Annotated in this window: 24 protein-coding genes; 8 read left to right on the forward strand and 16 right to left on the reverse strand. The window is 44.6% G+C overall.

What is annotated here, in order from left to right:
* Positions 1-78: 78 nt before the first annotated feature.
* Positions 79-549, forward strand: coding sequence for a CBS domain-containing protein (locus GTK07_RS03960; RefSeq protein ID WP_163633197.1), 471 nt, complete (start codon positions 79-81; stop codon positions 547-549).
* Between the two features lies 1 nt (position 550).
* Here the strand turns inward: GTK07_RS03960 and GTK07_RS03965 are convergent, their stop codons facing one another.
* From GTK07_RS03965 to GTK07_RS03985, 5 genes are all read right to left on the reverse strand, one after another.
* On the reverse strand, positions 551-904 hold the full coding sequence (locus tag GTK07_RS03965) for a hypothetical protein (protein WP_163633199.1): 354 nt from the start codon (positions 902-904) through the stop codon (positions 551-553).
* A 9-nt stretch (positions 905-913) separates the two neighbouring features.
* Positions 914-1,486, reverse strand: coding sequence for a pentapeptide repeat-containing protein (locus GTK07_RS03970; RefSeq protein ID WP_163633201.1), 573 nt, complete (start codon positions 1,484-1,486; stop codon positions 914-916).
* Complete coding sequence (locus GTK07_RS03975; protein WP_163633203.1) at positions 1,486-4,635, reverse strand: VPS10 domain-containing protein; 3,150 nt, start codon at positions 4,633-4,635, stop codon at positions 1,486-1,488. The genes GTK07_RS03970 and GTK07_RS03975 overlap by 1 nt, the downstream gene beginning before the upstream one ends.
* Positions 4,636-4,734: 99 nt before the next feature.
* A complete protein-coding gene (locus tag GTK07_RS03980; RefSeq protein ID WP_163633205.1) occupies positions 4,735-5,226 on the reverse strand; it encodes a DUF6265 family protein in 492 nt (163 codons plus the stop codon).
* A gap of 19 nt (positions 5,227-5,245) precedes the next feature.
* Positions 5,246-5,947 (reverse strand): SIMPL domain-containing protein, encoded by a 702-nt coding sequence (locus GTK07_RS03985; RefSeq protein WP_163633207.1) that lies wholly within the window; start codon positions 5,945-5,947, stop codon positions 5,246-5,248.
* Positions 5,948-6,170: 223 nt separating this feature from the next.
* On the opposite strand from GTK07_RS03985, the gene GTK07_RS03990 reads away from it, so the two are divergent.
* From GTK07_RS03990 to GTK07_RS04010, 5 genes are all read left to right on the forward strand, one after another.
* The gene (locus GTK07_RS03990) at positions 6,171-7,022 is read left to right on the forward strand and encodes a hypothetical protein (protein ID WP_163633209.1); all 852 of its coding nucleotides are present in this window, start codon (positions 6,171-6,173) and stop codon (positions 7,020-7,022) included.
* 173 nt (positions 7,023-7,195) lie between these two features.
* On the forward strand, positions 7,196-8,047 hold the full coding sequence (locus tag GTK07_RS03995) for a TIR domain-containing protein (RefSeq protein WP_235932421.1): 852 nt from the start codon (positions 7,196-7,198) through the stop codon (positions 8,045-8,047).
* Positions 8,048-8,107: 60 nt separating this feature from the next.
* Positions 8,108-8,203 carry a glycerate kinase gene (locus tag GTK07_RS19225; RefSeq protein ID WP_163633211.1) on the forward strand — a complete coding sequence of 32 codons (96 nt, stop codon included), beginning with the start codon at positions 8,108-8,110 and terminating at the stop codon, positions 8,201-8,203.
* 92 nt (positions 8,204-8,295) lie between these two features.
* On the forward strand, positions 8,296-10,215 hold the full coding sequence (locus GTK07_RS04005) for a carboxypeptidase-like regulatory domain-containing protein (protein WP_163633213.1): 1,920 nt from the start codon (positions 8,296-8,298) through the stop codon (positions 10,213-10,215).
* Between the two features lie 104 nt (positions 10,216-10,319).
* Positions 10,320-11,456 carry a glycerate kinase gene (locus GTK07_RS04010; RefSeq protein WP_163633215.1) on the forward strand — a complete coding sequence of 379 codons (1,137 nt, stop codon included), beginning with the start codon at positions 10,320-10,322 and terminating at the stop codon, positions 11,454-11,456.
* 10 nt (positions 11,457-11,466) lie between these two features.
* On the opposite strand, the gene GTK07_RS04015 is transcribed toward GTK07_RS04010, so the two are convergent.
* From GTK07_RS04015 to GTK07_RS04030, 4 genes are all read right to left on the reverse strand, one after another.
* Positions 11,467-12,069, reverse strand: a complete 603-nt coding sequence (locus GTK07_RS04015; protein WP_163633217.1) for a GNAT family N-acetyltransferase — start codon at positions 12,067-12,069, stop codon at positions 11,467-11,469.
* Positions 12,070-12,176: 107 nt separating this feature from the next.
* On the reverse strand, positions 12,177-12,626 hold the full coding sequence (locus tag GTK07_RS04020; protein ID WP_163633218.1) for a hypothetical protein: 450 nt from the start codon (positions 12,624-12,626) through the stop codon (positions 12,177-12,179).
* Positions 12,627-12,675: 49 nt separating this feature from the next.
* Positions 12,676-13,170 (reverse strand): Dps family protein, encoded by a 495-nt coding sequence (locus GTK07_RS04025; RefSeq protein WP_163633220.1) that lies wholly within the window; start codon positions 13,168-13,170, stop codon positions 12,676-12,678.
* A 271-nt stretch (positions 13,171-13,441) separates the two neighbouring features.
* Positions 13,442-13,666, reverse strand: a complete 225-nt coding sequence (locus tag GTK07_RS04030) for a hypothetical protein (RefSeq protein WP_163633222.1) — start codon at positions 13,664-13,666, stop codon at positions 13,442-13,444.
* 222 nt (positions 13,667-13,888) lie between these two features.
* Here GTK07_RS04030 and GTK07_RS04035 point away from each other — a divergent pair, with 222 nt between their 5' ends.
* Both GTK07_RS04035 and GTK07_RS04040 read left to right on the forward strand, forming a co-directional pair.
* A complete protein-coding gene (locus GTK07_RS04035; protein WP_163633224.1) occupies positions 13,889-14,221 on the forward strand; it encodes a single-stranded DNA-binding protein in 333 nt (110 codons plus the stop codon).
* 224 nt (positions 14,222-14,445) lie between these two features.
* A complete protein-coding gene (locus GTK07_RS04040; RefSeq protein WP_163633226.1) occupies positions 14,446-14,880 on the forward strand; it encodes a hypothetical protein in 435 nt (144 codons plus the stop codon).
* Positions 14,881-14,941: 61 nt separating this feature from the next.
* On the opposite strand, the gene GTK07_RS04045 is transcribed toward GTK07_RS04040, so the two are convergent.
* The 7 genes from GTK07_RS04045 to GTK07_RS04075 all read right to left on the reverse strand — a co-directional run bounded on the left by GTK07_RS04045 (position 14,942) and on the right by GTK07_RS04075 (position 26,337).
* Positions 14,942-16,501 (reverse strand): M20/M25/M40 family metallo-hydrolase, encoded by a 1,560-nt coding sequence (locus GTK07_RS04045; RefSeq protein ID WP_163633228.1) that lies wholly within the window; start codon positions 16,499-16,501, stop codon positions 14,942-14,944.
* Between the two features lie 346 nt (positions 16,502-16,847).
* Entirely contained in the window at positions 16,848-17,675 is an 828-nt protein-coding gene (locus tag GTK07_RS04050) for a phosphatase PAP2 family protein (RefSeq protein WP_163633230.1), read from the reverse strand.
* A gap of 30 nt (positions 17,676-17,705) precedes the next feature.
* On the reverse strand, positions 17,706-18,608 hold the full coding sequence (locus tag GTK07_RS04055) for a histone deacetylase family protein (RefSeq protein WP_163633232.1): 903 nt from the start codon (positions 18,606-18,608) through the stop codon (positions 17,706-17,708).
* An 8-nt stretch (positions 18,609-18,616) separates the two neighbouring features.
* Positions 18,617-20,740, reverse strand: a complete 2,124-nt coding sequence (locus GTK07_RS04060; protein ID WP_163633234.1) for a Tex family protein — start codon at positions 20,738-20,740, stop codon at positions 18,617-18,619.
* An 85-nt stretch (positions 20,741-20,825) separates the two neighbouring features.
* A complete protein-coding gene (gene metG, locus GTK07_RS04065) occupies positions 20,826-22,952 on the reverse strand; it encodes a methionine--tRNA ligase (RefSeq protein ID WP_163633236.1) in 2,127 nt (708 codons plus the stop codon).
* 144 nt (positions 22,953-23,096) lie between these two features.
* Positions 23,097-24,815, reverse strand: a complete 1,719-nt coding sequence (locus tag GTK07_RS04070; RefSeq protein ID WP_163633238.1) for a DUF1501 domain-containing protein — start codon at positions 24,813-24,815, stop codon at positions 23,097-23,099.
* Positions 24,816-24,822: 7 nt separating this feature from the next.
* Positions 24,823-26,337, reverse strand: coding sequence for a DUF1800 domain-containing protein (locus GTK07_RS04075; protein WP_163633240.1), 1,515 nt, complete (start codon positions 26,335-26,337; stop codon positions 24,823-24,825).
* Positions 26,338-26,419: the final 82 nt, after the last annotated feature.

Genomic DNA, 26,419 nt, shown 5'->3' on the forward strand with positions numbered 1-26,419 from the left:
TCTCATATTTAGATGCGAAAAATTAGGTTTTTCGCTAAAAAAGGCTATATTTAAAATTCAACTTTAAATTCTAACCATATGGCAATCAAAAGTTTTCAAGGCGTACGTTCCAAGGAGGAGAACAAGAAGAAATACAATGCCCCAATTTTGGTGGAAGACTATATGACCAAAAAGCTGATTACTTTTTCCCCTGACCAATCCATTTTGGAAGTCATGGAGACTTTTGCCAAGCACCATATTTCTGGAGGACCGGTATTGGACGGCAATGGTTTTTTGGTTGGGATCGTATCCGAAGCGGACTGCATGAAGCAAATTTCGGAGAGCAGGTATTTCAACCAGCCCATATTGGATAAGAGTGTGGAGCGTTTCATGACCAAGAATGTGGAGACCATTCCACATGATATGTCCATTTTTGATGCCGCAGGTGTTTTTGCCCGGCATAACAGGCGTAGGTTGCCCGTTATGAAAAACGACATTTTGGTGGGGCAGATCAGCCGGAAGGATATTGTGGTGGCCGCTCTTAAACTGACAGCCCATAGTTGGAAATAGATTATTCCCTTTTTACGATCATATAATAATCATTATCAAGCGGTAGGTAACCAAGATCATACACAAAATAGTAGGTACTGCCCTTTTTGGTGGTATACAGGTTGGTGATGTATTCAAAATCAAAACCTTTATCCAGCAAACGCATTTTGGTGGTCTTGGTCTTTCCTTCCTTTAAAGGAAAGCTATCGAGGATGCGGTAATTTTTTCTAAGCTTGTTGTTGATGTTCCGCAGCAGGTTCTTGCTGTCGCGGTTCAATCGGTTGTTATAGGAGTTCCGACAATGGTCCGAGCAGAATTTTTGGTCCACCCGACCGACTAGTTTTGCACCGCACTCCAAACATTTTCTTTCGGACATGGCATAAGATTAGGTGACCACAATATCATACTTTTTCAACAAACCAATCAATCCTTCCTTACTGAACTTGCTTTTTTTTAAGGTGTTGATGGAAGGATCAATGGAAAAATTGAAAGCGGACGAAAAATCAACCTGTTCCAGTTGGGTATGGTTGAAAATGGCGTTTTCCAAGTCTGAATTGGGGAATTGCGACATTTTGAGATTGGCTTCGGAAAAATCCACTTGGTGCAGTTTGCAGTTCAAAAAGGTGGTTTTTGGGATTTCCATGCCGTAAAAGGAAGCCACCGAAAGATTGCATCCTGTAAATTGAAAGGCCAAAACCATTGGATTACAGGTTTCGAACTGCACCCCCACCATTTTGCAATCCACAAAAGTGACCTCGTTAAAAATGGTATGGGCAATGTTGGCGTTGGTAAAGTCGCAACCTTCAAAAGTGCATTCCACAAAATTTTGATTGTCCAAAAATCCCTTGGTGAACAGGCAGTCCACAAAACGGCAATTCTCATAATCACCCTTCGGCAATTTGTTTTGCGAATAATCCTGCTTTGTGAACTCCTGATCGAACCAAAAGGGTTGTGCCATTATTCTTCGGATAGGATGATAGCCGGAATTTCCAGCGATTTGAACATGTCGTTGTAGGCTTTCATGCCATCTTTTACAATGGCGTTTTTTTCATCCTCGTAGGTTTTCCATTGGGCCAAAAGGTCTCGTAGCCGTTCTTTGGCGCCATTGGTCACCTTCGGTTCGGCCACATCAACAAATCCTTTTAAATGCATGAATTCGGCATTCAACTGGTTTCGGAAGTTGATCACATCCTGAAAGGTCTTTTGGTTGGGCTGAATCAACTTTTCTTCCCAAGTAGTAATGCGCTCCAAAAGCGTATCCCCATTTTCTAGCAAGTCTTTGGCTTTCTCGTTGTCCTTCAATAGATCTTTGTAGGTTTTAAGCTGATTTTTGGCTTTGCGGATTTGATTGACAGCCTTGTGTATACCGCTAAGGGTCTCGTCAATTTTGGTAAGTACGGACTGCTGTTCTGCATAATCTGCTGGAGAGCCTTCCACATTGGGATCGGCCAGCACCACTGCGTTAGTTTCCACGGATGCATCACCCATTGAAAGTCGTAACGTGTAGGTGCCAGGTGCCACGCGTGCCCCTTGATAATTTCCGTAGACAAAAACTTGATCCACAGGAAGCACAGGTTCACGGCTAAAATCCCAAGTGAATCTATTGTATCCTTTCATGGAAGGTAGAACCGCTGGTTTTGATGGGCCACCGGGCCAACTTTTGAAATCTTTTGCGGGTTGATTGGTGATGGTTCGGATCACTTTTCCACCCGAAAGCACTTCCAGTTTCAGCTCTGTGGAATCCAATTTTTTGGGCAGATAATAATCGAAGGTTACCCCCGATTTTGGATTTTGCCCCAACCCTTGAACTGGTTTGTCGGTGCTTCCGTTAAAGATTCGATAGGATGGTTTTGGAGTGACAATACTCAGGTTTGTGGCTGGGTTCACACTATTTTGAATGGCTCCAAGGTCATCCAAGATCCAAAAGGAACGTCCCGCCGTGGCAGCGATCAAATCGTTGTCATGAATGGCCAAGTCGTTGATGGGAACAATCGGTAAATTGAGTTGTAGGGGCTGCCAATGTTGTCCATCATCCAAGGAGATAAACAAGCCTGTTTCAGTACCGGCATAAAGGAGCCCTTTTTGTTTTGGATCTTCCCGGACCACGCGGGCAAAGGTGTGTTCACCATCAATACCTTGGGTAATCTTGGTCCAAGTTTTTCCATAATCCGAGGTTTTGAAGATATACGTATCCAAATCCATGAACTTGTATCGCATGGCCACCATGTAAGCCGTGGCAGGGTCATGGGGAGATACCTCAATGCTGTTGATGATGCCTTCCTTTAGATTGGGAGGGGTAATGTTTTCCCAACTTTGGCCACCGTTTTTGGTGATGTGCACCAGACCATCATCCGAACCGGCGTAAAGTACTCCCTTTTCGTGTGGGGATTCCACCAAGTACATCAGGGTGTTGTAGTTTTCGCCCCCAGCCGCTTCATTGGTGTACGGTCCACCGCCTGGGCCCTGTTGTTTTGGGTCGTTGCGGGTAAGATCGGGACTCACCACTTCCCAAGAGTTTCCTCCGTCCTGTGTTTTGAAGACCACATTCCCGGCATGGTAAATGGTGTTCGGATCGTGTGGCGAACTGATGATGGGCGCATTCCAATTGTAACGGAACTTAAAGTCCTTCGGAACTTTACTCAGGCCAAGTTCAGGATATTCTTTGATGGGTTTGGCCTCTTGTGACGCCCGCACCCATTTCTCGATGATCCCTTGGTAGCAGCCACCATAAATAAAATCGGGATTATTGGGGTCAAAGGCCAAATAGGCACTTTCACAACCCGAAACGGCATACCAATCCTTCCAATCGATACCATCGTCATGGGTTCTGCTGGCAATGGCCACCGAAGTATTGTCCTGCTGGCCGCCATATACGTTATAAGGCACCAAATTATCCGTGATCACGCGATAGAATTGGGAAGTGGCCTGATTCTCCTGTGAGCTCCAGCTCTTTCCTCCATTATTGCTGATGTTGGCACCCCCATCATTGGAGTTGATCATGATCTTGTTGTTGTGCGGATGTATCCAGAGGTCATGGTTGTCCCCATGTGGAGTGGATAAAGGCGCAAAGGTCTTTCCGCCGTCAATGGATTTGGTCACGGGGGCGTTCAACACATACACCACGTTTTCATCTTGGGTGTCGGCAAAGATTTCCATATAGTACCAAGAACGGGCAATGTTGATGCGGTCCTTGCTGGTCTGTTGCCAGGTCTTACCGGCATCCACACTTTTGTAGACCCCGCCTTTTTCGCCTTCGGCCTCCAAAACCACATAAACAATATCGGAATTGGCCCTGGAAACCGAGATGCCCGATTTGCCAAATTCCTTTGGAAGGCCCTTGTCCACCTTGGTCCAAGTGGTGCCCCCATCGGTGGATTTGTATAGTCCGGAGGAAGCTCCGCCAGATTCCATGGTCCAAGGATACCTGCGGTGTTGCCACATGGCGGCATACAGGATCATGGGGTTGTTCATATCCATGGAAAGGGAGGAAGCCCCTGTGTTTTCATCCACATAAAGGACTTTTTCCCAAGTTTCGCCCCCATTTAGGGAGCGATAGATGCCACGGTCTTCGGATGGGCCGTATTGTGCACCTTGGGCAGCCACAAAAAGGATGTCGGGATTGGTTGGGTCGATGATCACATCGCCAATGTGTCGGGTTTTGTCCAAACCGATATGTTTCCAGGTCTTGCCCGCATCGGTGGATTTATAGACACCATCGCCCATGGAAGTCATCACCCCACGGGCAGGGTGTTCTCCCATGCCTACCACAACCAAGTTGGGGTTGGTTTCGGAAACGGCAATATCCCCTACGGTGCCTGTCTTTAAAAAGCCATCAGAAATGTTTTCCCAGTTGATACCATCATCCGTGGTTTTATAGATACCACCACCGGTAGAGCCCATGTAATAGGTGTGTGGTTGACCCACCACCCCGGTAGAAGTGACACTTCGACCTCCACGGTACGGCCCAATGTTACGCCATTTCAATCCCGGGAAAAGGGAATCGTTGACGACAACCGCGGGAGTGTCGGATTTTTTGTTTCGTTTTTGGGCATGCAAAGGGTAAATGGCCAGCAGCAGGGCACATAGGAGTAGCAGTCTTGGTTTCACGAGAATGTTGGAATTAGTTATCCTGTTAAAGATACTAATTCAAAGCCATTGGAAATACAACAAGCAGCGTAAAACTAACTGTAAAAACGAAGTAAAAAATCAAGGTTTCCTAGTGTATGCAAAAAGAATTTCCTCGGTTTCGCCATTTTCCTCGATGAGCACATACACGTTCATGTGGTTTTTATCTACCAACTCCATGGTTAGGCCTTCAAAGTACACTTTGTTCTTTTCCAGTTTCACCAATTTAAAGTCGATGGTCTCAATTTTATCCTCCCATCCCTTCAAATTACCATCAAAATGTTTAAGCTGGAGAATGAGGGAATTCTCCAGCTGTTGAATGTGTCCCACTTCATAAAAAGAGACCTTATTGTCGTTCACCAAACGGAACACGAACATCATGGATTCGCCCAAAGGTGCACTCCAAATCTCTTCCGCCGTTCCTCCAAAGGCTTCTCCGCTCCAGTGACCCTCGATCCAAGCCACCTCTTTTAATGAAGCACTGGGCGATTCCTGTCCTTCGGACAGTTGCATGGTCTTTTGGGCAGAAACGATGCCGGTGCCCATCAATAAAAGGAACAATAAGCGTCTCATGTGTGGTTGTTTTTGTGGTTTAGTTGGAAAGGGCAAACTTGACGTTCACCATGGATTCCACTTTTATTTTTTCAAAATCGATGTCCAAGGGTTGCTCCATGCTTGCATCTGCCGCCATTTCCATTTTGGCCATCATCACGGGCTGGTTGTAACGGGGGTAATACGGTTGTGAGTTATCCACAATATGGATGGCCATGCCCACTTTCTGGCCCAATGGCTTGGTTAGGGCAACGGCTTTTTGCTTGGCTTTTTTCACGGCCCTGGATTTCAGTTCCAGTTCCAGTTCATCCATTTTGGAATATTCGGTCTTTTCTACATAGGCATTGGCAATCTCCAATTGCTCCAAGGCAACCATGACCTCCCCGGCCTGTTTGCCGGAATAGACTTCCAACGCGTATTGTTTGCTTTTCAGCACCTCCTTGTCGCGCAAGAAATATTTTTTAAAATCGCTGCTAAAATCCTTGATGACCAACTGCTTGTCTATGTCAATGCCCATGGCCTTGAAACGCTGCGCCATTTTGTTCTCCTGCTCCTCCACGGACACACGGCCTTTGGTGTCCTTTTCTTGAATGGTGATGCTGAGGTAGATTTTGTCCGGCGTTACCAAGGTGTCCACTTGGGCGGATGTTTCCAGATAGGGCACATCTAAAAAGCTCTTGGTTTGGGCAAAAAAGGTAGTGGTGCAAAGCAAAGCGGCAATCGATAGGATAATCTTTTTCATAGTTTCATTTTTGTTTAAAGGTAAATACTTCCCTGTGAGATACAAAACCTGTACCACTTTACACATGCGAATACGCTATTCCGTAAAATCCTTGGAACTCTTTGATTAACTTGAGTACTGAATAGGGGATGTGGAAGAGGGTGATTGGATGCGTCGATAGTATGCTGTTTTAGGGACATTAAGTTACGTGCAATGCTAATAACAAATACAAACATTAATCATAATGAATAAATCATCAGAACCAAAACAGATGAAAACTAAGAAGACTTGTTTTATTGTTTCTCCACTCGGTAAAGATAATTCAGATACTAGACGTGCAGCGGATGGGCTAATCAATTCAGTAATACGACCATTATTAATAGAACTTGACTTCGAAGTTATTGCACCGCACGAAATTGACAATCCAGGTTCGATTACAACTCAAATAATAAAACACTTGCTTAACGCAGAACTTGTAATTGCCAATTTAACCGAATTAAATCCTAACGTGATGTATGAACTTGCAGTTAGACATGCCAAAAGACTACCAGTTGTTTCCGTTGTTCAAACAGGGACAATTTTACCTTTTGACATTGCAACAGAAAGAACAATTTTCTTCAATAATGACATGGCAGGGGTAATTGAATTAAAGTCAAAACTTCAAAAAATGGTTTTAGAAGCAGTTCAGGAAAAAGAACCTGACAACCCCATATACAGAGTGGTTAAGTCTCAAATCATGCAGGAAGTTGTTTCTGCAAAAAGTGACGATGTCCAGTCATATATTTTAAATAGACTGGAAGAAATGTCTATGCAAATGAATAGAATATATAGCCGTGTTAGGGAGCCAAATGTTAATGAAAGCTTAAGAGGATTCTCTTCAACAATAGAAGTAAAAGCTGAGGATACAGAATCCGAAAAAGATAAAATAATATCGACAGTGTTTTCTAGTGGTAGAGTTATGAGGGCATCAATTCCAAAATCTGCTAAAGACGGAAAACTATCCTTTGATGTCGATTTTGAAACTAGGAATGATTTGAGAAGGTCGGTCGATGCTCTTGTTGAAGCAGGTTACGAAGTAAAGACAAGGCTTAACTAAATTTACAAAAGCACAGCAGGTAACGCGGGTTTTGCGTCAGGCGGGGTGACGTTCAAATTTGGGGCTTCGTGCTTCCAATAAACTTTAATAATTAATTGAAACTTTGCTCCCCGAAACCCGCCCGAACTAAAAGCCCGAAAACGTTGGTTATAATTTGAACAAAACAGAATTAAATGGCAAAAAGCAATAACTACAATGCTAAACCAATTTTAACAATTTCTAATTCGGAGTTTAAAAATCAATTGTCTGAAAGAATTGATATTGGAGAAGAATTATTTCAAAGACAAGTTGTTAATCAATCTGAATTGCACAATTTAGAATCTGACTATAAAATCTGGAATGATTATAATTTTGAATATTTACAACAGATTTTTGATATCCCTGATAACGAATATGCAAGCAATTATAACCACGCAGGATATACTTTTTTGGGAGCAATGGGAGAGGTTCAAGGCAATCCTGTACAATCAAAAAGGAATACAATCAAATACAAATTAGAGAACCTAAAATCCCTATCTGCTAAATCTAATTTATTAAAATCTAATTCTTTAGAAACGATAGTGAGTAGGACACATGAACTCTCTAAAGATGAAGTTTTTATAGTTCATGGACACGATGAACTAGCAAGAACAAAAACCGCACGATTTATTGAAAAACTAGGTCTAAAACCTATAATATTGCACGAGCAGTCAACTTCAGGAAAAACAATAATTGAAAAAATTGAGAAATATTCTAATGTAGGTTTTGGAATAGTTCTTTACACACCTTGTGATGTTGGAGCAGTTATGGCTAAGAAAGAAGAATTGAATAACAGAGCTCGTCAAAATGTAGTTTTTGAACACGGATATCTAATTGGGAAAATTGGTCGAGAAAACGTCTGCGCTTTGGTTAAAGGAAATATTGAACTTCCAAATGATATTTCTGGAGTTGTTTACGTGAAAATGGATGACGATGACGCTTGGAATTTACGAATTGCGAAAGAATTAAAAAGTTCTGGATATAAAATTGACATGAACAAATTATAAAAAACTTCTCCCAACAATAATTAAAAGGAATAGCTCGTTTTTGCCTAACTCCCAAAACCCATGAAATTCCTCCTCGCACCCGATAAATACAAAGGTTCCCTCACCGGGCAGGAATTCTGCGAGGTGGTGGCCAGTGGGATCCAAAAAGTCTCTTAAGTCCTCTTAGCTTAGGCGTTGTACCGCATTTTGAAAAACACAGACAACCCTTTGCATATTATGAACGTCTATAACCATAGATGTACTTTTCAATGAAAAATAACCAACTGATCATCCTTGTAGCCCTACTGACTTTTGGGGTTAACCTTGCCCAAACCTATAACGCTGGCTATAGATCTTTCCAACTAAAAGACAGTACAAGAACCTATAAACCAAACACGGAACAGACGGACAAACTCTATTATAGACCCGTGGATTTGGACATTTGGTATCCATCAAATGACAAAAAGGCAAGCACCTTAAAATTCGGGAACCTGTTCAACCTTTTTGAACAGCGAGCGGTCAACTATCAAGATACCGAAGATTATTCTGGAATAACGAACGAGCTGGCCCAGTTTTATGTGGCACAATTAGGTGTTGGTGCAGACGGTAAACAACTGCTGAATATTGAAACAAATAGCTTTTTAGACCTCGAACCTTCCCCGTCTAAACACCCCGTCATTATTTATATGGCAGGTTTTAATGGAATGGGATTTGAAAACTATAAGATCCTTGAGGTGCTGGCCCAGAATGGATTTTTGGTGGTTTCTGTTTGGTCGGTGGGTCGCTATCCTGGCGATATGACCAATCAAAAGGAAGATATGCTTGAACAAGTTTATGACGCTGAATTTGCAATGCGTTATCTCAAAGAGAACAACCTGTTCAATGCCGATTTTAATACTATTGGCATTATTGGCTATAGTTGGGGCGGAATGAGTTCTGCGGTTTTCATCGATAGAAACCCAACCACAAAAGCCTTTGTATCGCTCGACGGAACAGAAACCCATTATTTTGGGGAAGAGGATGAAAATGACCGATTTATTCAAGAAATCCATGATTCAAATCTTTTGGATCCCGAAACACAACCTATCAAGTACCTTTATTTGGAAAGTGGTGATAAACTTGACGGGTTTCAACCCTCAAAAGACTTTAGCTACTTCAGGCAACTGAATTCCGAAAAATACTATTTGCGCTTCAAAAAGGGTGCCCATGTCGATTTTACATGTATTCCCTCGATACTGGAGGCTTCAAAAAGCTCGGTGCAGATTTATGACGATATCGTAAAACTGGCCACGGCTTTTTTCAAGGAATCATTTGGGAACAAAGCCGTTTTTCAATCTGTTTGGAAGAATTTAAGTAAATCAAGCTACGTCACCGAAGAACTTTATGATATATCCGGTACACCCCAAATGGGGACCGACATAGAAGGCATGGTTCTCGATAATGAAAGCCATGAGCCGCTGCCCTACGTAAACATCGGGATCTTGAACAAAGAAATTGGGACGGTTACGGATACCCATGGAAAATTTACGCTTAGTTTAAATGAGGAATTGGAGAAGGATACCCTACGGATTTCGTCCATTGGGTACAAACCGGTCGAAATTTTGGTCAACGATTTTTTGTCAAGAAAACAGCCTATATCCATAGAACTGGAAGAAGAAATAAGTACATTGAACGAAGTAGTCGTCACCGCAAAGGCTTTCAAGAAAAAAACACTTGGGAACAAAACGGAGTCCAAGTTTATAAGTACGGGATTTAGTTATGACCAACTTGGCGCTGAAATGGGTGTTAAGATCAACGTTAGGAAAACCTCGACCTTTGTAGATGCCTTTAATTTCAATATTTCATACAATAGATTAAGCGCAACAGCTATTTTTAGGGTTAATTTTTATAACATTGAAAATAACAGACCAAAAGAAAACATGCTTACGCAGAATATTATCGTTCCCATTGAGCCAAAACAAGTCGGCAAAATAACCGTGGATCTAAAACCCTATGACATTGTTTTGAACGATGATGTTATGGTTACCTTGGAATGGGTGGAAACGGAAGGAGAAAACAACAAAGGGGAAGCTATATTTTTTTCTGTTGGAATGTTCAATAGTGGAACGTTCTATAAAAAATCAAGTCAGGCAAAATTTAAGAAGCATAGCAGTATGGGAGTCGGATTTAATATTGATGTGAGATATTAAAAAACAAGTTTTTTAGATCAATTTCGATATTGAGTTCCCATCATGGGGCAGTCCCGATTTCACCATTACACCTGGCCGAAACCGTTACAAAAATTAAATAGACCATGAAATTCCTCCTCGCACCCGATAAATACAAAGGCTCCCTGACCGGGCAGGAATTCTGCGAAGCGGTGGCCAGTGGTATCCTAAAAGTCTTTCCCCATGCGGAGATCGTAAAAAGACCCTTGGCGGATGGCGGGGATGGCACCATTGAGGTGGTGAGTCATTACCTGAATGCGTCTTCCGTTCCCGTGCGGGTTCATGATCCCTTGTTCCGAGAAATAGAAGCCCCTTATCTGCTTTCCCAAGACAAGCAGACCGCTTTTATTGAAATGTCAGAAGCCTCGGGCTACAAGCTGCTCCAAAAGTCCGAGATGAACTGCATGCACACCACATCATTGGGCACCGGGGAACTCATTTTGGATGCTTTGGAAAAAGGGGCGACAACAATCGTTTTGGGTATTGGTGGAAGTGCTACCAACGATGGCGGCATGGGCATGGCCCAGGCCTTGGGGTATCGGTTTTTGGATAGCGGAGGGAAAGAATTGGAACCTGTGGGTAAAAACTTGGGGTTGGTAGCTCAAATCGATACGAAAAAGGTGCATCCGCAATTGGCTAAAGCCAAAATTCAAGTGGCTTGCGATGTAAACAATCCGTTTTATGGGGAACAAGGGGCCGCTAAAATTTACGGTCCACAAAAAGGAGCCTCACCCGATGGGGTGGCCTTTTTAGATCAAGGATTGGAACAATTCGCCAAGGTCCTTCAAACCACTTTTGATATAGATGTGCAGCAAATTCCCGGGGCGGGTGCCGCTGGGGGTGTTGGGGGAGGGGCCGTGGTGTTCCTGAACGCCAGCCTGACCTCTGGGGTGGATTTGGTGATGCAGTTGGCGAATTTTGAGGAGGTGGTGCAAGGCGCCGATTGGGTCATTACCGGGGAAGGCCAGTTGGACGGACAAACGTTTTCCGGCAAAACCATCAACGGGGTGATCAAGGCTGCCCAAAAGTATCAAGTTCCCGTGGCCGCTTTTTGTGGTTCGGTAGATGTGACCATCACGGAAATGCAACACATGGGATTGGATTATGCCGTTTCCATTTTAAACCAGATCGGTAACTTGGATGAGGCCAAGGCCAAAAGCTTTCAAAATCTGGAACTGACCAGCTATAATTTTGCCCATCTGCTCAAAACAAGCAAAGCTTAGGCATTTTTCGCTAGTGCAACGGCCCTCTTTGCATCTTGAATTCCAAAGAAGTTTTCACCGTTTTCCATTCGCTCTCCAAGATGGAAAATACCACGGTGTCCCTTAAATTTCCTAGTGCATCAATGCGGTGGTTCCTCAAAATACCGTCTTGTTTGGCGCCCAAGCGAAGAATGGCATTTCGGGAAGGATGGTTGTGGAAATGGGTCCGGAATTCCACGGCAACGCAGCCCAAATTCTCAAAGGCATATTTCAGCAACAGGTATTTGCACTCGGTGTTCACCCCGGTGCGCTGTACTTTTTTGGCGTACCAGGTATGACCGATTTCCAGCCGTTTGTTCGGGGCGTCCACATTCATGTAACGGGTAGTGCCCACCACGGCATTGGTCCTTTTGTCCACAATGGTAAAGGGAAGCGATTTGCCCGTTTCTTGTTCCAACAGGGCGGTGTTGATGTAGGCATCCGTGGTGGCAGGGGTAGGGACGGAGGTGTACCAAAGTTCCCAAAGGTTGCCATCGGATGCGGCAAAGGCCAGATCCACCTTGTGTTCCCTTTTCATGGGCACAAGTTTTACCAAATTTCCTTCAAGGGTCACGGGTTTCAACCAAGGTTGCATAGCTAGTGTTTTGCCCCAAAGATAGGAGGAAATCCTTCGATTATGGCAAACAAAAAAGCCGGGAAAAACTCCCGGCCCATTGTCAATCAAAAAACAAAACCTGAAAATTATCCTATTTCCTTAAATTCCTCCACAGTGAAGAAATCTTGGTCTTTTTCGTTGATAAAATAGATGCCTTTGCCCACAAAGTATTCCATGGACTTGTCATCTACCTTTACGGCAAAGCCTTTTTCGGTGGGGACCACCTCAAAGCTGTCCGTAACAGATTTGTTGTACTTCAATACCAGATAATGCTCGTACACATTGTCATTATCGGAGTCTACCGCAATAAGTTTGGTCACTTTGGCGGCTTCCGGTTTTAGGTCTTTGTTCTCCATATCCCTTGGGTACTTGCGTTGTTCCACCACTTTTACGTGGTAGGGCATTTCGGTACCGTTGCGCTCTATGGCAAAGGTTTTAAACGTAGTGGCGTTCATGTTGCCGGAAGTTTTGGTTTGTCCAAATCCGACAAATCCGGTCAGTAATAAAAGTGTTGCTAGTGTTGTCAATGTTTTCATGGTTTTATTTTTTATCGTTAATGAATCGTTTAAAAGGTTCTGTGCGGTATTATTTGAGGTAGGAAGTGAACATCCAGTTCCTTTTCTCCAAATGGGTCATGAACTCGGTGAGCATGTTTTCTGTGACCACATCCCCGGTATCCAAGGAAGCGTTGATGCCATCCAGCATGTTGTTGTGCAGGGTTTCGTAATCCCGAAGCACTTCGCGCACCATTTCAATGGCGGTCAGTTCTTTGGATGGCTCTTTGATTTGGGCCATATCCAAGGTTTTTTGTAGGGTGAAGTTGGGTTTCATGCCAAAGACCCGGATACGCTCCGCCACCACGTCAATGTTCTTTTTGGTGGTGTTGTATTCGTTCTCGAACTCTTCGTGAAGTTCAAAGAAGTCGGGACCTTCTACGTTCCAGTGAAAGTTTCTCAACTTGTTGTAGAATACTTGGTAATTGGCCAACAGCGTGTTCAGGTTGACCACGATCTCGGCGGTTTCCAAATAGGTGAATCCCAATTTTTTAAATGTCTTGTTTTTTGCTTTTACGGTTTCCATGTTTTTAAATTTTTGATTTGACTTCAGTTGAAATGGGCACGCAAACAATCAGGTGGAAAAAATCCTACCTAAGGTGTTGTGGTGCGCTTGCTCTTGTTTAAATGATGGGAAAAAGGAGTTCCCAAATAGGAATGTCGGTCGAGGTGTCGACCTAGAAGACTGTGTAGTGCTTTATTGTTGCATCCATACTATCAATATACATTTATTTGTCAGAATACCAAGTATTTAACATGATTTAACGTTTGTATGGAGGCTTTGTCCCGAGGATTGTTTACTGGTTGTCCCCGGAGGCAACGATAAACCCTTTTCTTAGACATTTGTAAATATCTGCGGAGATATCCGTTACATATTCCTTGTGGTTATCGAAGACTTTTTGCGGCTCCTCGTGCAAGGCATCGTGTTCCTGAATGTAGATGGTTTCCAGTTTGTCATACATTCTTTTGCCAAGACTGAACCTTTTGGTCACGGTATATTGGTTGATAGAGCGAATGGGCATAGCGTTGGGGGTTTGGTATTTCTGATTGGACACCGGAATGGGAGGGAAGGTCACATTTAAAGAGCGCAAAGGCACCTATATTTATTTTTAATCGTTTACATCCGATTACAAACGAAAGCAAATGATTTCAAACCGAATGAGGTTTTGGACCCTTTCTATGTTTGCCCTGTCGAATGATGACAATTCGATGGCATGAACTGTTTAACGCTAAAATCTTACATCATGAATTCACTTAAAAACAAAGTACAGTTGATCGGACACTTGGGCAATGACCCAGAAATGGTAACCCTTGAAAATGGCAACAAACTGGCCAAATTCTCCCTGGCCACAAATGAAACCTTTAAAAACGCCGAAGGCGAAAAGGTAACGGACACCCAATGGCACAACATCGTGGCCTGGGGCAAGATTGCGGAAATCGCGGAAAACTATCTCGCCAAGGGAAAAGAGGTCATGATCGAGGGCAAATTGATGTCCCGTGCCTATGAGACCAAGGAGGGCGAAAAGCGCTATATCACCGAAATCAAATGCAACGAGCTTTTGATGCTAGGCAAATAATTTTTAGATTACTATTGATATAAAGGCCACCCATGGGTGGCCTTTGTCATTTGAGTTATCAAGTTATGTCCATTCGAGCGCAGTCGAGAATCGGACGTTTCGGGTAATGGGTGTAGAAAGTACGCCTCCTCATTTTAAAATTAGGGTAAATCATTTTTTAGTTGTTATAAAACCAAATGAACGGTTCTTCCGTAATTATTCTAAGAACCCTAAAATTTGAAGCTATGAAATATGCAGGAACGATAACAATGATTTTGGCCTTGGCTGTTTCAGTATCGGTCTCGGCCCAAGAAAGTCAAGAAAAGGAACAGGACAAACTTTCCTATTACGAACAACGCGCCAAAGAGGACGCTGTTTACGAACAGTCGTTGGCCACCAACAATGAAGAGGATGAAAGGGATTTCTGGAAAGACCAAAAACGATACGAAAAGGATTTAAGAAAACGGGACAGGGAAGCCTATAAAGCTTATATGAAAGGAAAACAGGATGCCTACGCCGAGCATGCCCAACATTGTGATCATCATTGCCATCATAGCAGGGAATACTACGGTCACGCCCATTTCTATTACACCTATTATGATTACCAATATCCGAAAAGAACCTACGTGGGTGCAGGTCTACGCGTATCCTCTCCCAGAGTTGGAATTAGCATTTTTTAGTTTAGTTAGTCTATAATAAAAATCGCCCCGGAATTTTCGGGGCGATTTTGTTTTATCTCGTTTAGTTTTCTTCCAATCCTCCCTTACGTTCCGGTGAACGGGGCGATGGCCATTCCGCTGGTTCCCCAGTGCTGTCACTAATGGGCAATATCGCTTTTGTCCTATCTGTTTTCTCCGGATATTCGCTTGCCATATAGGCCAAGATGGCCGTAAGGATGGCATTGTTCCGCACATCATCAAAAATAATCTTGTCATACGTATCCCTATTGGTATGCCAAGTATAGTTCCAGTACGACCAGTTTAGCGAACTTAAACTGAATGCAGGGGCACCAGCGGCTTGGAACGATGCATAATCCGAACCACCTCTTGCGGGGGTCCCGGGGAAGGTAGTTTCGATTTCATCCGTGATTTCCTTCGGAACGGCATGTAACCATTTGCCCAAATAGTCATAGGAATTTAGGAACCCACCTCCGGAAATGCGTACCACCCTTCCAGTACCGTTATCTTGGTTGAAAACAGCCTGTACGCCTGCAACAATCTCGGGGTGGTCCTCCACATAGGCCCTTGAACCGTTCAGACCTTGTTCCTCGCTGCCCCAGTGCCCCACCAATATGGTTCGTTTTGGGTTGGGATAGGCTTTTTTCAAAATGCGCATGGCTTCCATCATCACCAAGGTTCCGGTTCCGTTATCGGTGGCTCCGGTGCCTCCGTCCCAAGAGTCGAAATGGGCGGACAGGATCACGTATTCATCAGGTTTTTCAGAACCTTTGATTTCTGCAATAGTGTTAAACGTTGGCGATACCCCCAAGTCCTTGGATTCGGCCACCACATGGATTTGGGGTTTTTGTCCGGATTCTACCAAACGGTATAGCATCCCATAATCCTCCAATTCCAAATCCACAGTCGGGATTTTTTTGGTACGGGCACTAAAAATCTTGTTTACCCCAAATCCTTTTGACCAATAGGAAGCAACAATACCAACAGCTCCTGCGGCTTCCAAGGCTTCGGGGAGGGTTCTGGAGTTATACCCCATGTTTTTCATATTGTCGTTCCAAGCCTTGTCCTGTTCGTCGCGTTCCTTTTTCATTTTCTCGAACGACTTTTCGGTGGCGAATTCTTCCCAGTTGTAATCTGGCCTTCCAGTGGGCTCCAATTTGGAGACCATCACCATTTTCCCCTTAACTGTGGGCAACCATTTTACAAATTCCATGGAATCCTTTACCATAGGTAACACCACCAACTCGGCAGTAGTCCCTTTTTTGGGTGTGGCGGGGCTCCATGCCAATTGGGTGCCTTGTAGGCTTTGTACCCTTGGATATACCATATCGATGTGTGAAATGCCGCGTTCCCAGCCTTTCCATTCGCCCCATTGTTCGTTTTTGGCGGGAATGCCCCAACTGGAATATTTGGCTACGGCCCAATCATGGGCCTTTTTCATTTGTGGGGTTCCGACCAATCGGGGTCCGATACCGTCCATCAACTCGTGACCAAGGGTTTCGAGTTGGGAGTTTTCATTGGCTTCGGTTAAGATGGCCTGAACGACAGGGTCTTGTTCCTGGGCCAGAAGAAATACGCTGTTGGCCAGCAGCAGTGCGATGAGTAGAGAGGTTTTTCGTAACATGATGGTTTTAATTTGTCCCTAAAATAGAACATAATCGGGAGCTTGGGAAATAGGATAATCAGGAAAAGGGATGGAATAGGAGTAGTGGAGGTGGGGAAGAAGCTAGGCCACTTTCTTCAAAAGGTCAAAACAGGGACATTTGGAACAACGTTTGTTTTCCCCTTTTTTGAATTTTTCACAGCATTTGGATTTTAATTTGCCTTGATTGGACAAATTCTTCAGCAATGCTTTTTTGAGTTTCTTTTTTTCTTTCTTCTTTTTTCCCATCACTTGGAACAGAGAGGGCAAACATAATTATTTTAATTCAATCTAAATAAGAAATTAACACTATTGTGTTCAGGTTGAATCAAAACCGAAGCGATACCCCCATGGTGTTGGGTCCAAAAGATAGGTTCCAACTTACCTGTTTGGCATTGCTGTTATACTTTTCATCATATTTCGAATCCAGATAGCGATCAATGGATTCCACAATAAAAATACTGAGCACCGTACTGAAGGCCACATCGGAAAACCAGTGGAAATCATCCATGACCCGAACAAAGCCGGGAATCAACCCAACGGTGTAGATACCTGCCTTTACCCATGGATTGTGGAATTGCTTTGCAATGGCATATGCATTACTGAAGGCCAACATGGCATGACCCGAAGGAAAGGAATCATAATTGTAGACCCTGTTCAGGTGAAAGGGATCAAAGGTGTCTGAACTTTCGCCGCTCTTGGGTCTTGCCCGCCCAATGATTCGTTTGCTTACCTGTTGTAGAAACCCACCAGCAGTAGCCGAAGAAATCAATAAGACCCCGGTCCGCCTCAATTTCTCATTTTTGGTGAACAACCCCGCCAGATACACGCCACCCGTGAACATGTAATTATTCTCTGGGCTTCCGTATTCATTACCGTAATCGATGACCAAATCCGGGATATCTTCCCGGAACCCGTTTTTCCAATGGTTCACCTCGTCATCCACGGTGGCCAAGATAAGGGTGCCTCCAGCCAAATAACCGAGGTTGGCCCAATCGTTTCCTTGCCAATGAAATGGTCGGGAATAGGCATACCCCACTCCACCAAAAATATTCCCGATGTCATAGGTGAAATCGTTCCAGAGGTTGGTTTCCTTTTCTTGGCCAAACATGGGATAGGCCATCATCAAGACAAACAAATATTTTAATATTCTCATGAAGGTTGAAAGCTAGGATAATCGGCAAAATTAAGCATAAATATCCTGTGCCAAGCGAAAGGTGTTCGCATGGGCTTCCACAATGATTTTGATTTCTGGGGAATACCCGCCACCCATACTACACTGCACGGGAATGTTGGCGTCGTGACAGGTTTGCAGCACAAACCGGTCGCGCTCCTTGCATCCTTCCAAAGAAAGGGAGAGGGTGCCGAGTTTATCCGTTTCCAAAACGTCCACCCCACAGAGGTAAAAGATGAATTCGGGTTGTACCTTTTTGATCAACGATGGGAGGGTTTTTTTTAGGATGGAAAGATACTCCTGGTCCGTAGTGCCTTTCTCCAGAGCAATATCCAAATCTGAAACTTCCTTTTTAAAGGGATAATTGCCCTTCCCATGCATGGAAAAAGTAAAAACAGAACGGTCGGTCTGAAAAATTTCAGCGGTCCCGTTTCCTTGGTGCACATCCAAGTCCACTATCAAGATATTGTTAATCTGCTTGTTACGCTGCAAGTATCGGGCGCCGATTGCCTGGTCGTTCAACATACAAAAAGCTTCCCCGCGATTGGAATAGGCATGGTGGGTTCCCCCGGCAATATTCATGGCGATACCATGTTCCAGGGCGAATTCACATCCTTTTATGGTGCCATCGGCAATGATGCGTTCCCGTAAAACCAGTTCTTCGCTTAGCGGAAAACCTATTTTTCTAGCTTCTTTCGGGGGAATCTCCAAGTTCAACAAATCATGGTAATACCCTGCATCGTGCACGGCCAAAATAGGTCCGTCATCGGGAATGGAGGGCTCAAAAAAATGTTCTTCACTACAGGTGCCTTCATGGAGCAATTGTTGGGGCAGCAGCTCATATTTCGCCATGGGAAAACGATGCCCATCCGGTAAATGATGTTTGTAAATGGGGTGATAGGCAATCTTGAGCATGTAAAAAGTTATTTGTGCAGTGCCAACTGAATCCGTTTTCTGGGGACATCCACATCCAACACCTTAACGATCACTTGTTGATGAAGGCTTACATGTTCGTTGACATCCTTTACAAAAGTATCGGATAGGTTGGAGATATGGATCAGGCCACTTTCCTTGATGCCAACATCCACAAAACAACCAAAATTGGTGATGTTGTTCACGATACCGGGCAGCAATTGCCCTTGTCGCAGATCCGTAATTTCCCTGATGTTTTGGTCAAAAGTGAACACCTTGGCTTTCTCCCTCACATCCAAACCTGGTTTTTCCAACTCCTTTACAATATCCTCCAAAGTCGGCATGCCAATGGTTTCCGTGCAATAGGATTTTAGATTGATGCGCTGCAGGGCAACCTTGTTGCCAACGATTTCCTGAAGTGGAATTTTTTGGTCCTTCGCCATTTTGGCAACCAAACCATAACTTTCAGGGTGTACCGAGGAGTCATCCAAAGGATTATCCCCATTTTTGATGCGTAAAAAACCGGCACTCTGTTCAAAGGCCTTACCGCCCAAACGGGCCACTTTTTTGATTTCATCCCGGTTTTTAAAAGCCCCATTTTCATTGCGATAAGCCACAATGTTTTCCGCCAATTTGGGTCCAATTCCAGAAACGTAACTGAGTAGGGGAACACTTGCCGTGTTGATGTTGACGCCTACAGCGTTCACACAACTTTCCACTACCGTATCCAAAGAGGATTTCAATTGAGTTTGGTCCACATCGTGCTGGTATTGACCCACCCCGATGGATTTGGCATCGATCTTCACCAGTTCGGCCAACGGATCGGCCAATCTGCGACCAATGGAGACCGCTCCCCGAACGGTAACATCATAATTGGGAAGCTCATCCCTTGCAATTTTGGAAGCGGAATAGATGGAGGCTCCTGCCTCACTCACCACAAATACTTCAATCGGTTTTTTAAAGGGAATGCGTTTGATCAATTGCTCCGTTTCGCGCGATGCGGTCCCGTTGCCAATGGCAATGGCCTCAATTTTATAGGCATCCACCAAGGAACTTATTTTTTTAATGGCCCCAGTTCGGTCATTTTGCGGAGCATGGGGATAAATGGTTTCGTTGTGTTTCAGATCGCCCTGTTCGTCCAAACAGACCACTTTACACCCCGTCCGGAACCCAGGGTCGATGGCCAAAATGCGTTTTTCGCCCAAGGGTGCACCAAGGAGCAGTTGTTTTAGGTTTTTGGAGAACACCTGAATGGCGGCCAAGTCCGCTTTTTCTTTTGAAACACTTAAAAGTTCGTTGGAAAGGGAAGGGAACAAAAGCCTTTTGTAGGCATCTGCAATGGCCAATTCGATTTGTTCGGTACAGGCATTGTTCGATTTGATCAAACGGCGTTCCATATTCTGAAGGGCACGCTCTTCGTCGATTTCGATTTTCACCCGGATGAACCCTTCCTTTTCTGCCCTCATGATGGCCAAAAACCGGTGGGAGGGGCAACGGTCCAAAGGTTCGCTCCAATCAAAATAATCCTGGAATTTTTGGGCTTTCTCGTCGTCTTTCTTGGTTTTTACGACTTTGGTCGTAATCAAGGCATGGCGTTCCAATTGGCCACGTAATTGATTGCGGATATCGCCCCGTTCGTTGATCCATTCGGCGATGATGTGGCGGGCACCTTCCAAGGCTTCATCCTCGTTCTGGACTTCCTTGTTGAGGTATTTGGAGGCAATGAACTCGATTTCATCGGCATTTTGCGCCATGATGATTTTGGCCAACGGTTCCAACCCATTTTTACGGGCGGTTTCCGCTTTAGTCTTTTTACTTTTTTTGAAAGGAAGGTATAGGTCTTCCAAACTGGTCAAGTCCATACAGCCCAAAAACTTGGCCTTGAGGTCCGGGGTGAGGGCTCCCTGTTCTTCCACCGCCTTTATGATGGCCGCCTTTCTTTTTTCGAGGGCCTCAAACTGGGTCTTGTATTGCACAATGGCCCCGATCTGGACTTCATCCAAATTTCCCGTACGTTCCTTACGGTATCGGGAAATAAACGGAATGGTACAATCCTCGTTCAAAAGTGCCACGGTATGCTCCACACTTTTTTCCGGTAATTGGGTGTGCTGGACGATATAGGGTACGAGTTGCATTTTCCTTTTTTGAATAGTAGGTCATGCCTCCTTCTTTAATATTTGGGTCTAGAAAGAGGATTAAAATATATTAGTTGTTTTGATGCTAATTGATGGTCATTCCATTCCCAACCCCATCTTCATCGGGGTTCATGAAAACGAGTTTCCCCTCTTGGTTTTCCGTCATCAAGATCATGCCCTCGCTTTCCACACCACGGAGTTTTCGGGGTGCTAGATTTACCAGAACAGTCACCTTTTTACCAATGATTTCCTCTGGTTTAAAACTTTCGGCAATGCCTGAAACAATGGTTCGGGTATCCAATCCGGTATCGATTTTCAACACCAAAAGTTTGTCGGCCTTTGGCATTTTTTCCGCTTCCAGAATAGTACCTACCCTCATGTCCATTTTGGCAAAATCTTCGTAGGCAATGGTCTCTTTTTGTGGCATAATCTCTTTTTCAGTTGTACCTATGCTGGGTGTAGTCTCAGCATTGGATTTTTTAGTGGCTTCCAGTTTATCCAATTGTTTTTGGATTTCTTCATTCTCAATTTTTCGGAAAAGCAATTCACTGGGGTTGAGTTGGTGCCCACCGGGAAGCAAGATGTCTTCTGAGGCAATATCATCCCAATTAATTGATTTCTCGACAGCGCTCGAAATGGCACTATTTTGGTCATTCTGAGCAAGGCGAAGAATCCCCTTCAATTTAGCTGAAGTAAAGGGTAAAAACGGTTCACTCAACACGGCAAGGCCCGTTGCGATTTGCAATGCCACATACATGATGGTCTTTACGCGTTCCTCATCGGTTTTGATGAGTTTCCAAGGCTCCTCGTCGGCCAAATATTTGTTGCCCAAACGTGCTAGATTCATCAATTCCTGACTCCCTTCACGGAAACGATAACGCTCCAAGGAATTGGACAGAATTTCAGGAAAACCTTTTAGGGCTTCCAAAGTTTCTTTGTCCACTTCTGAAAGAGCACCAGGAGTTGGAACTATTCCGTTGTAATATTTTTGGGTGAGCACGGCAACCCGGTTCACAAAATTGCCAAAAATGGCCACCAGTTCGTTATTGTTGCGTGCCTGGTAATCCTTCCAGGTAAAGTCGTTGTCCTTGGTTTCGGGCGCATTGGCCGTCAAGGCATAACGAAGTACGTCCTGCATATCCGGGAATTCTTCCAAATACTCGTGCAACCAAACCGCCCAGTTCTTGGAGGTGGACAACTTGTTTCCTTCCAGGTTCAAAAACTCGTTGGCAGGAACGTTTTCAGGTAATATAAAATCGCCGTGTGCTTTCAACATACTCGGGAAGATGATGCAATGGAATACGATGTTGTCCTTCCCGATAAAATGCACCAGTTTGGTATCCTTACTTTTCCAATAGGGCTCCCAGTCCTTGCCTTCGCGTTCGGCCCATTCTTTGGTGGACGAGATGTATCCAATGGGAGCATCGAACCACACATAGAGTACCTTTCCCTCACCACCTTCCACAGGTACTGGAATACCCCAGTCAAGGTCACGGGTTACGGCACGGGGTTTCAACCCGTCATCGATCCATGATTTGCACTGGCCGTAAACGTTGGGTTTCCAATCGGCCTTATGTCCTTCCAAGATCCATTCCTTTAAAAATCCTTCATAGCGATCCAAAGGCAAAAACCAATGCTTGGTTTTTTTTAGGGAAGGAACGGTTCCGGTTATGGTTGATTTTGGGTTGATGAGATCGGTGGCATTCAACGAGGATCCACAGCGTTCACATTGATCACCGTAGGCTTCTTCGTTACCACATTTGGGGCACGTTCCGATGACGAAGCGGTCGGCCAAAAATTGCTTGGCCTCATCATCATACAACTGTTCGGTTTCCTCTTCAATAAAATCACCTTGTTCGTACAGTTTCACAAAAAAATCGGAAGCTGTTTTATGATGTACTGCTGCCGAAGTCCTGGAATAATTATCGAACGAAATACCAAAATCCGCAAAAGATTTTTTGATGATGCCGTGGTATTTATCAATTACTTCTTTTGGGGTGACCCCTTCTTTTTTGGCCTTCATGGAAATGGCCACACCGTGTTCATCGCTCCCACACACAAAGGCCACATCGTTGCCCTTGAGTCTTAAATAGCGCGAATAGATATCCGCAGGAACATAAACCCCGGCCAAATGCCCAATATGGATAGGGCCATTGGTGTAGGGAAGGGCTGCGGTAATGGTATATCTTGAAGGATTGGTATGCTGGGCCATGAAATCTTTAAATTAGGCCCCAAAAATACTGAATTTAGCGGGATCGGTCATAAAAAAGGACACCTCCGAAAATGCGACCCGTATTGGGGTGTGGGGTGCATTCTCGAAGGTATCCGAAAATAGATAACAAAATGTCCCGCTTCTTTAGGAAATCATCACTGATTTACTCATTTTTTTACCTGCAATAGATATTCTGTAAATATATTTTCCTGTGGAAAGCGTGTCGCGCATACGATCACGGATGTTGATTTCCACTGGGCCTTCCATTAGCATTTCGTTAAAAATGGTACCCACCCGTTGTCCCAAAATATTGAAAAGTTCAATGTCAACATGTGCAGCCATGGGCATATTCAAATAGATGTTCGGATTTCGGGGTGATGTTGCAGGATAAACAGCTGCATGTACTATCCCGTCCAAAATATCCGGATTTGGGTTTTCTGGGTCTGGACTCGGCGGGGTATCCGGCAATATCGGTGGATCGTTGTCCATGGCAATGTCGTCAAACGGTTCCCCGCTACAACTAAATCCTAAATTGATGGCCTTGTATTGGTAGCCCAGCAAATGTTGCTCTACGGAAGTTCTTGGCACGCATAGCCATTCGGCCAATACGGTGCCATAAAGGTCCCTAAAGTCCATGGTGTATTCTAAATTACCTCTATCGTTGGGGTCGTCGAGTGAAGGGTGATCACCCACAAAGGCACTGCCGTTCAATCCCGATCCAAAGAAAAGGGTAGGGGCAGCCTTACCGTGATCCGTGCCGTTGGATCCGTTTTCAAAAATCCTTCGACCAAACTCGGAGAAGGTCATGCTCAATACCTTATCGTCTTGCTGGGTAAAGGCAATGTCTTCATAAAAATTATTGATGGCAATAGATAGGTTGGACATCAACCTTTCATGCACTATGGGTTGGTTTCCGTGGGTATCAAATCCTCCCATGGAGATCATGTACACTTTGGTGCCCAAATTACCTTTGATCAATCGGGCCAACAATGCCAACTGCCTTGCGAACCCATTGTCTTGGTATTGCACTTGGTTCTGCCCTCTCATATAGGCATCGTGGATGATACCGGCATACTCATAGGTCGTGTTCGCAACTCCCCTTAAAAAACGAAGTTGGTCACCGTACATACAATCGTCAAAAGGGGCATTTTCTATGTCATAAAAGGCACCTGTTTGGGCGATTTGCTCCAACTGGTCAATGTTGTTGGTCACAAAGGCGTAGTTGGTTTCCTCACCCTGAAAAATAAGGTTGGCCAAATTCCCGATCTGGATCGCTGCCGGAGCAGCTGGTGGGTTGATGAGGTAATCTGGATAGAGTTCCTCAAAATGTCTGCCCATCCATCCGGTGTTTTCTCCTGAAAAACCAGTGGTGGTCAAATCGGTGTTGGCAAAAATGTCCGATCCCGTAAAGTGGGACAAGCTTTGGTTTTGATAGCCTACACCATGCACCGCCTTGAACTGGCCATCGCCCCAAAGGGATTCCAGGGCACTCATGTAGGTGGGCACCCCAAAATCGTTGGTAAGTTTTAGGACCTTGCTTTCTGGAATATAGATGTTGGGCCGTGCATTGGCATAAGAATCATATTGTTGGATCGGGATAACGGTACTCAAACCGTCATTTCCTCCCGATAATCTGATCAGGATCAAAATATTATCGGTCTCCGCTGCTGCCACAGCCGCGGTAAATGGGGATGGGGCAGAGGCCGATAGCAAATGGCTCCCCAGGAACATGGAACCTGAACCTGCAATTCCGAGGGCTTGTAAAAAGGACCTTCGGCTCCATTTGGTGTGTTCCTGGTCATGACCTTCGTGTTCAAGACCTTTGTATGGGAAAGTATTGTGGGTATGATGGGTATCGCACATGGTGGGGTTATTTAAGTTGAAATTCAGGTTCTCTGGACAAATGGCGTAACAGGATATAAACCTGTGTGGGGGGCTCTGCACTCAATTGCAGCATCCATTCCCCTGTACCGCCGGGAGTATAGTCCGGAGAATAGTATTCCTCAGGTACGTCATCAATCTTGAAGGCATCCATGGCCCTTTCAAAATCGGCATCCGTCAAAAGGCCCTTTGGGGTGAACTTATCCACCAATGCCTTTACCACAATTTCTGGATTGCTCGTATTGCTATTGGCCGGACCTACAGCGTCCATGGCCAAAGTTCTGAACTGTTCAGGATCGTTTTGGAAGAAACGGTCAATGAACACCTCCATGGTCAACCAACGGCCAATGATGAAATTGGTGTTGATCCAAGTTCTGTCCCTTTGCCATCCTTCCACCTCTGGGGGTTGAAAGAAGGTCTGACCTATAAGTGAACAAGAATCCACTAAATTGATGACATCCATGTCATCATAAGCGAAGTTGGTCTCCTTTATAAAGTTAAAATAGAGGTCCGCAGGACTCTTGATGATGACCCCAATGGCGGTCTCATCAAAAAAGTGCTGGCTCTTGAAAAGTTGTCGGATAACCGGGGCAATATCAAAATTGTTGGAAATGAAAGTTTGGGCCAACCCATCAATGATCTGAGGGGCAATTCCGTTACCGTCATCACCGGTAGAATCGGGGTGAACAAAGAATTCATACAGTTTTTTGCAGATGTACCATCCAATTTCATTCGCTCTTTGATTGAATAAAATGTCAATCACATCATCATAGCCCCAATTTCCAGTTTGACCAAAAATGGTCTTGTTTCCGGTATTGAATTCGGTAGGGTCAAAGGTTACCTGTGTACATCCTTCTTCTCCTCTTTCGGTATAACCTGAAAGTGCTTTCGCGGTCTCAATAATGTCTTGTTCCGTATAGTTGTTGCCCTCGCCAAGGGTAAAAAGCTCATAGAGCTCACGGGCGTAGTTTTCGTTTGGGTTGTTTCCTCGGTTGCTTACGCCATCCAAATAATACAACATGGCACTGGTAAGACCAATTTCGCTGGTGAAGGTCTTAAAGTTGCCCAAGGCATTACGTTGAAGGCAATTGATGTAATAATAAAGGAACTGGTTACAGTTATAAACTTCCAACTGGGTCACAAAGTGGTTGCTCCAGAAGAAACTAAGCCTGTCTCGAAGACCGTTGTCCAGTAAGGCATTACCGTACTGGGTGGTAAATTCTTCTTGTTGGGCCCGTCTCATTTGTCCGGCAAGGTCGTCATCGGCGGGGTAGTTGGCATTGTTCCAGTTGGCCCAAGCAGGCGCGGGAATCAGGGCAGCCGACAGGGCCTGGTTGACCAAGCTGTCCACGAGTGTACTGGCAGATTGTCCAACAGCAGCATTAATGGTCTCCACAGAGGCACTAAAACCGAGTCTTCGGTACAAGTGGGCCGCACGCAACTCATCCAAGGGAGTGTTGTACGGTGCCAAAGTTGAGGTATTACAATTGATGAAGTACTCCATAGCAATGTCTGGCGTTAATTAGGTACATAGTTTTGGGGCAACTATATGTTTATGCTAATGTTGGATGTGGTTCAATTGGGCC

Origin of the sequence: Flagellimonas sediminis (assembly GCF_010500845.1) — a bacterium.
In the GTDB taxonomy this organism is placed as follows: domain Bacteria; phylum Bacteroidota; class Bacteroidia; order Flavobacteriales; family Flavobacteriaceae; genus Flagellimonas; species Flagellimonas sediminis.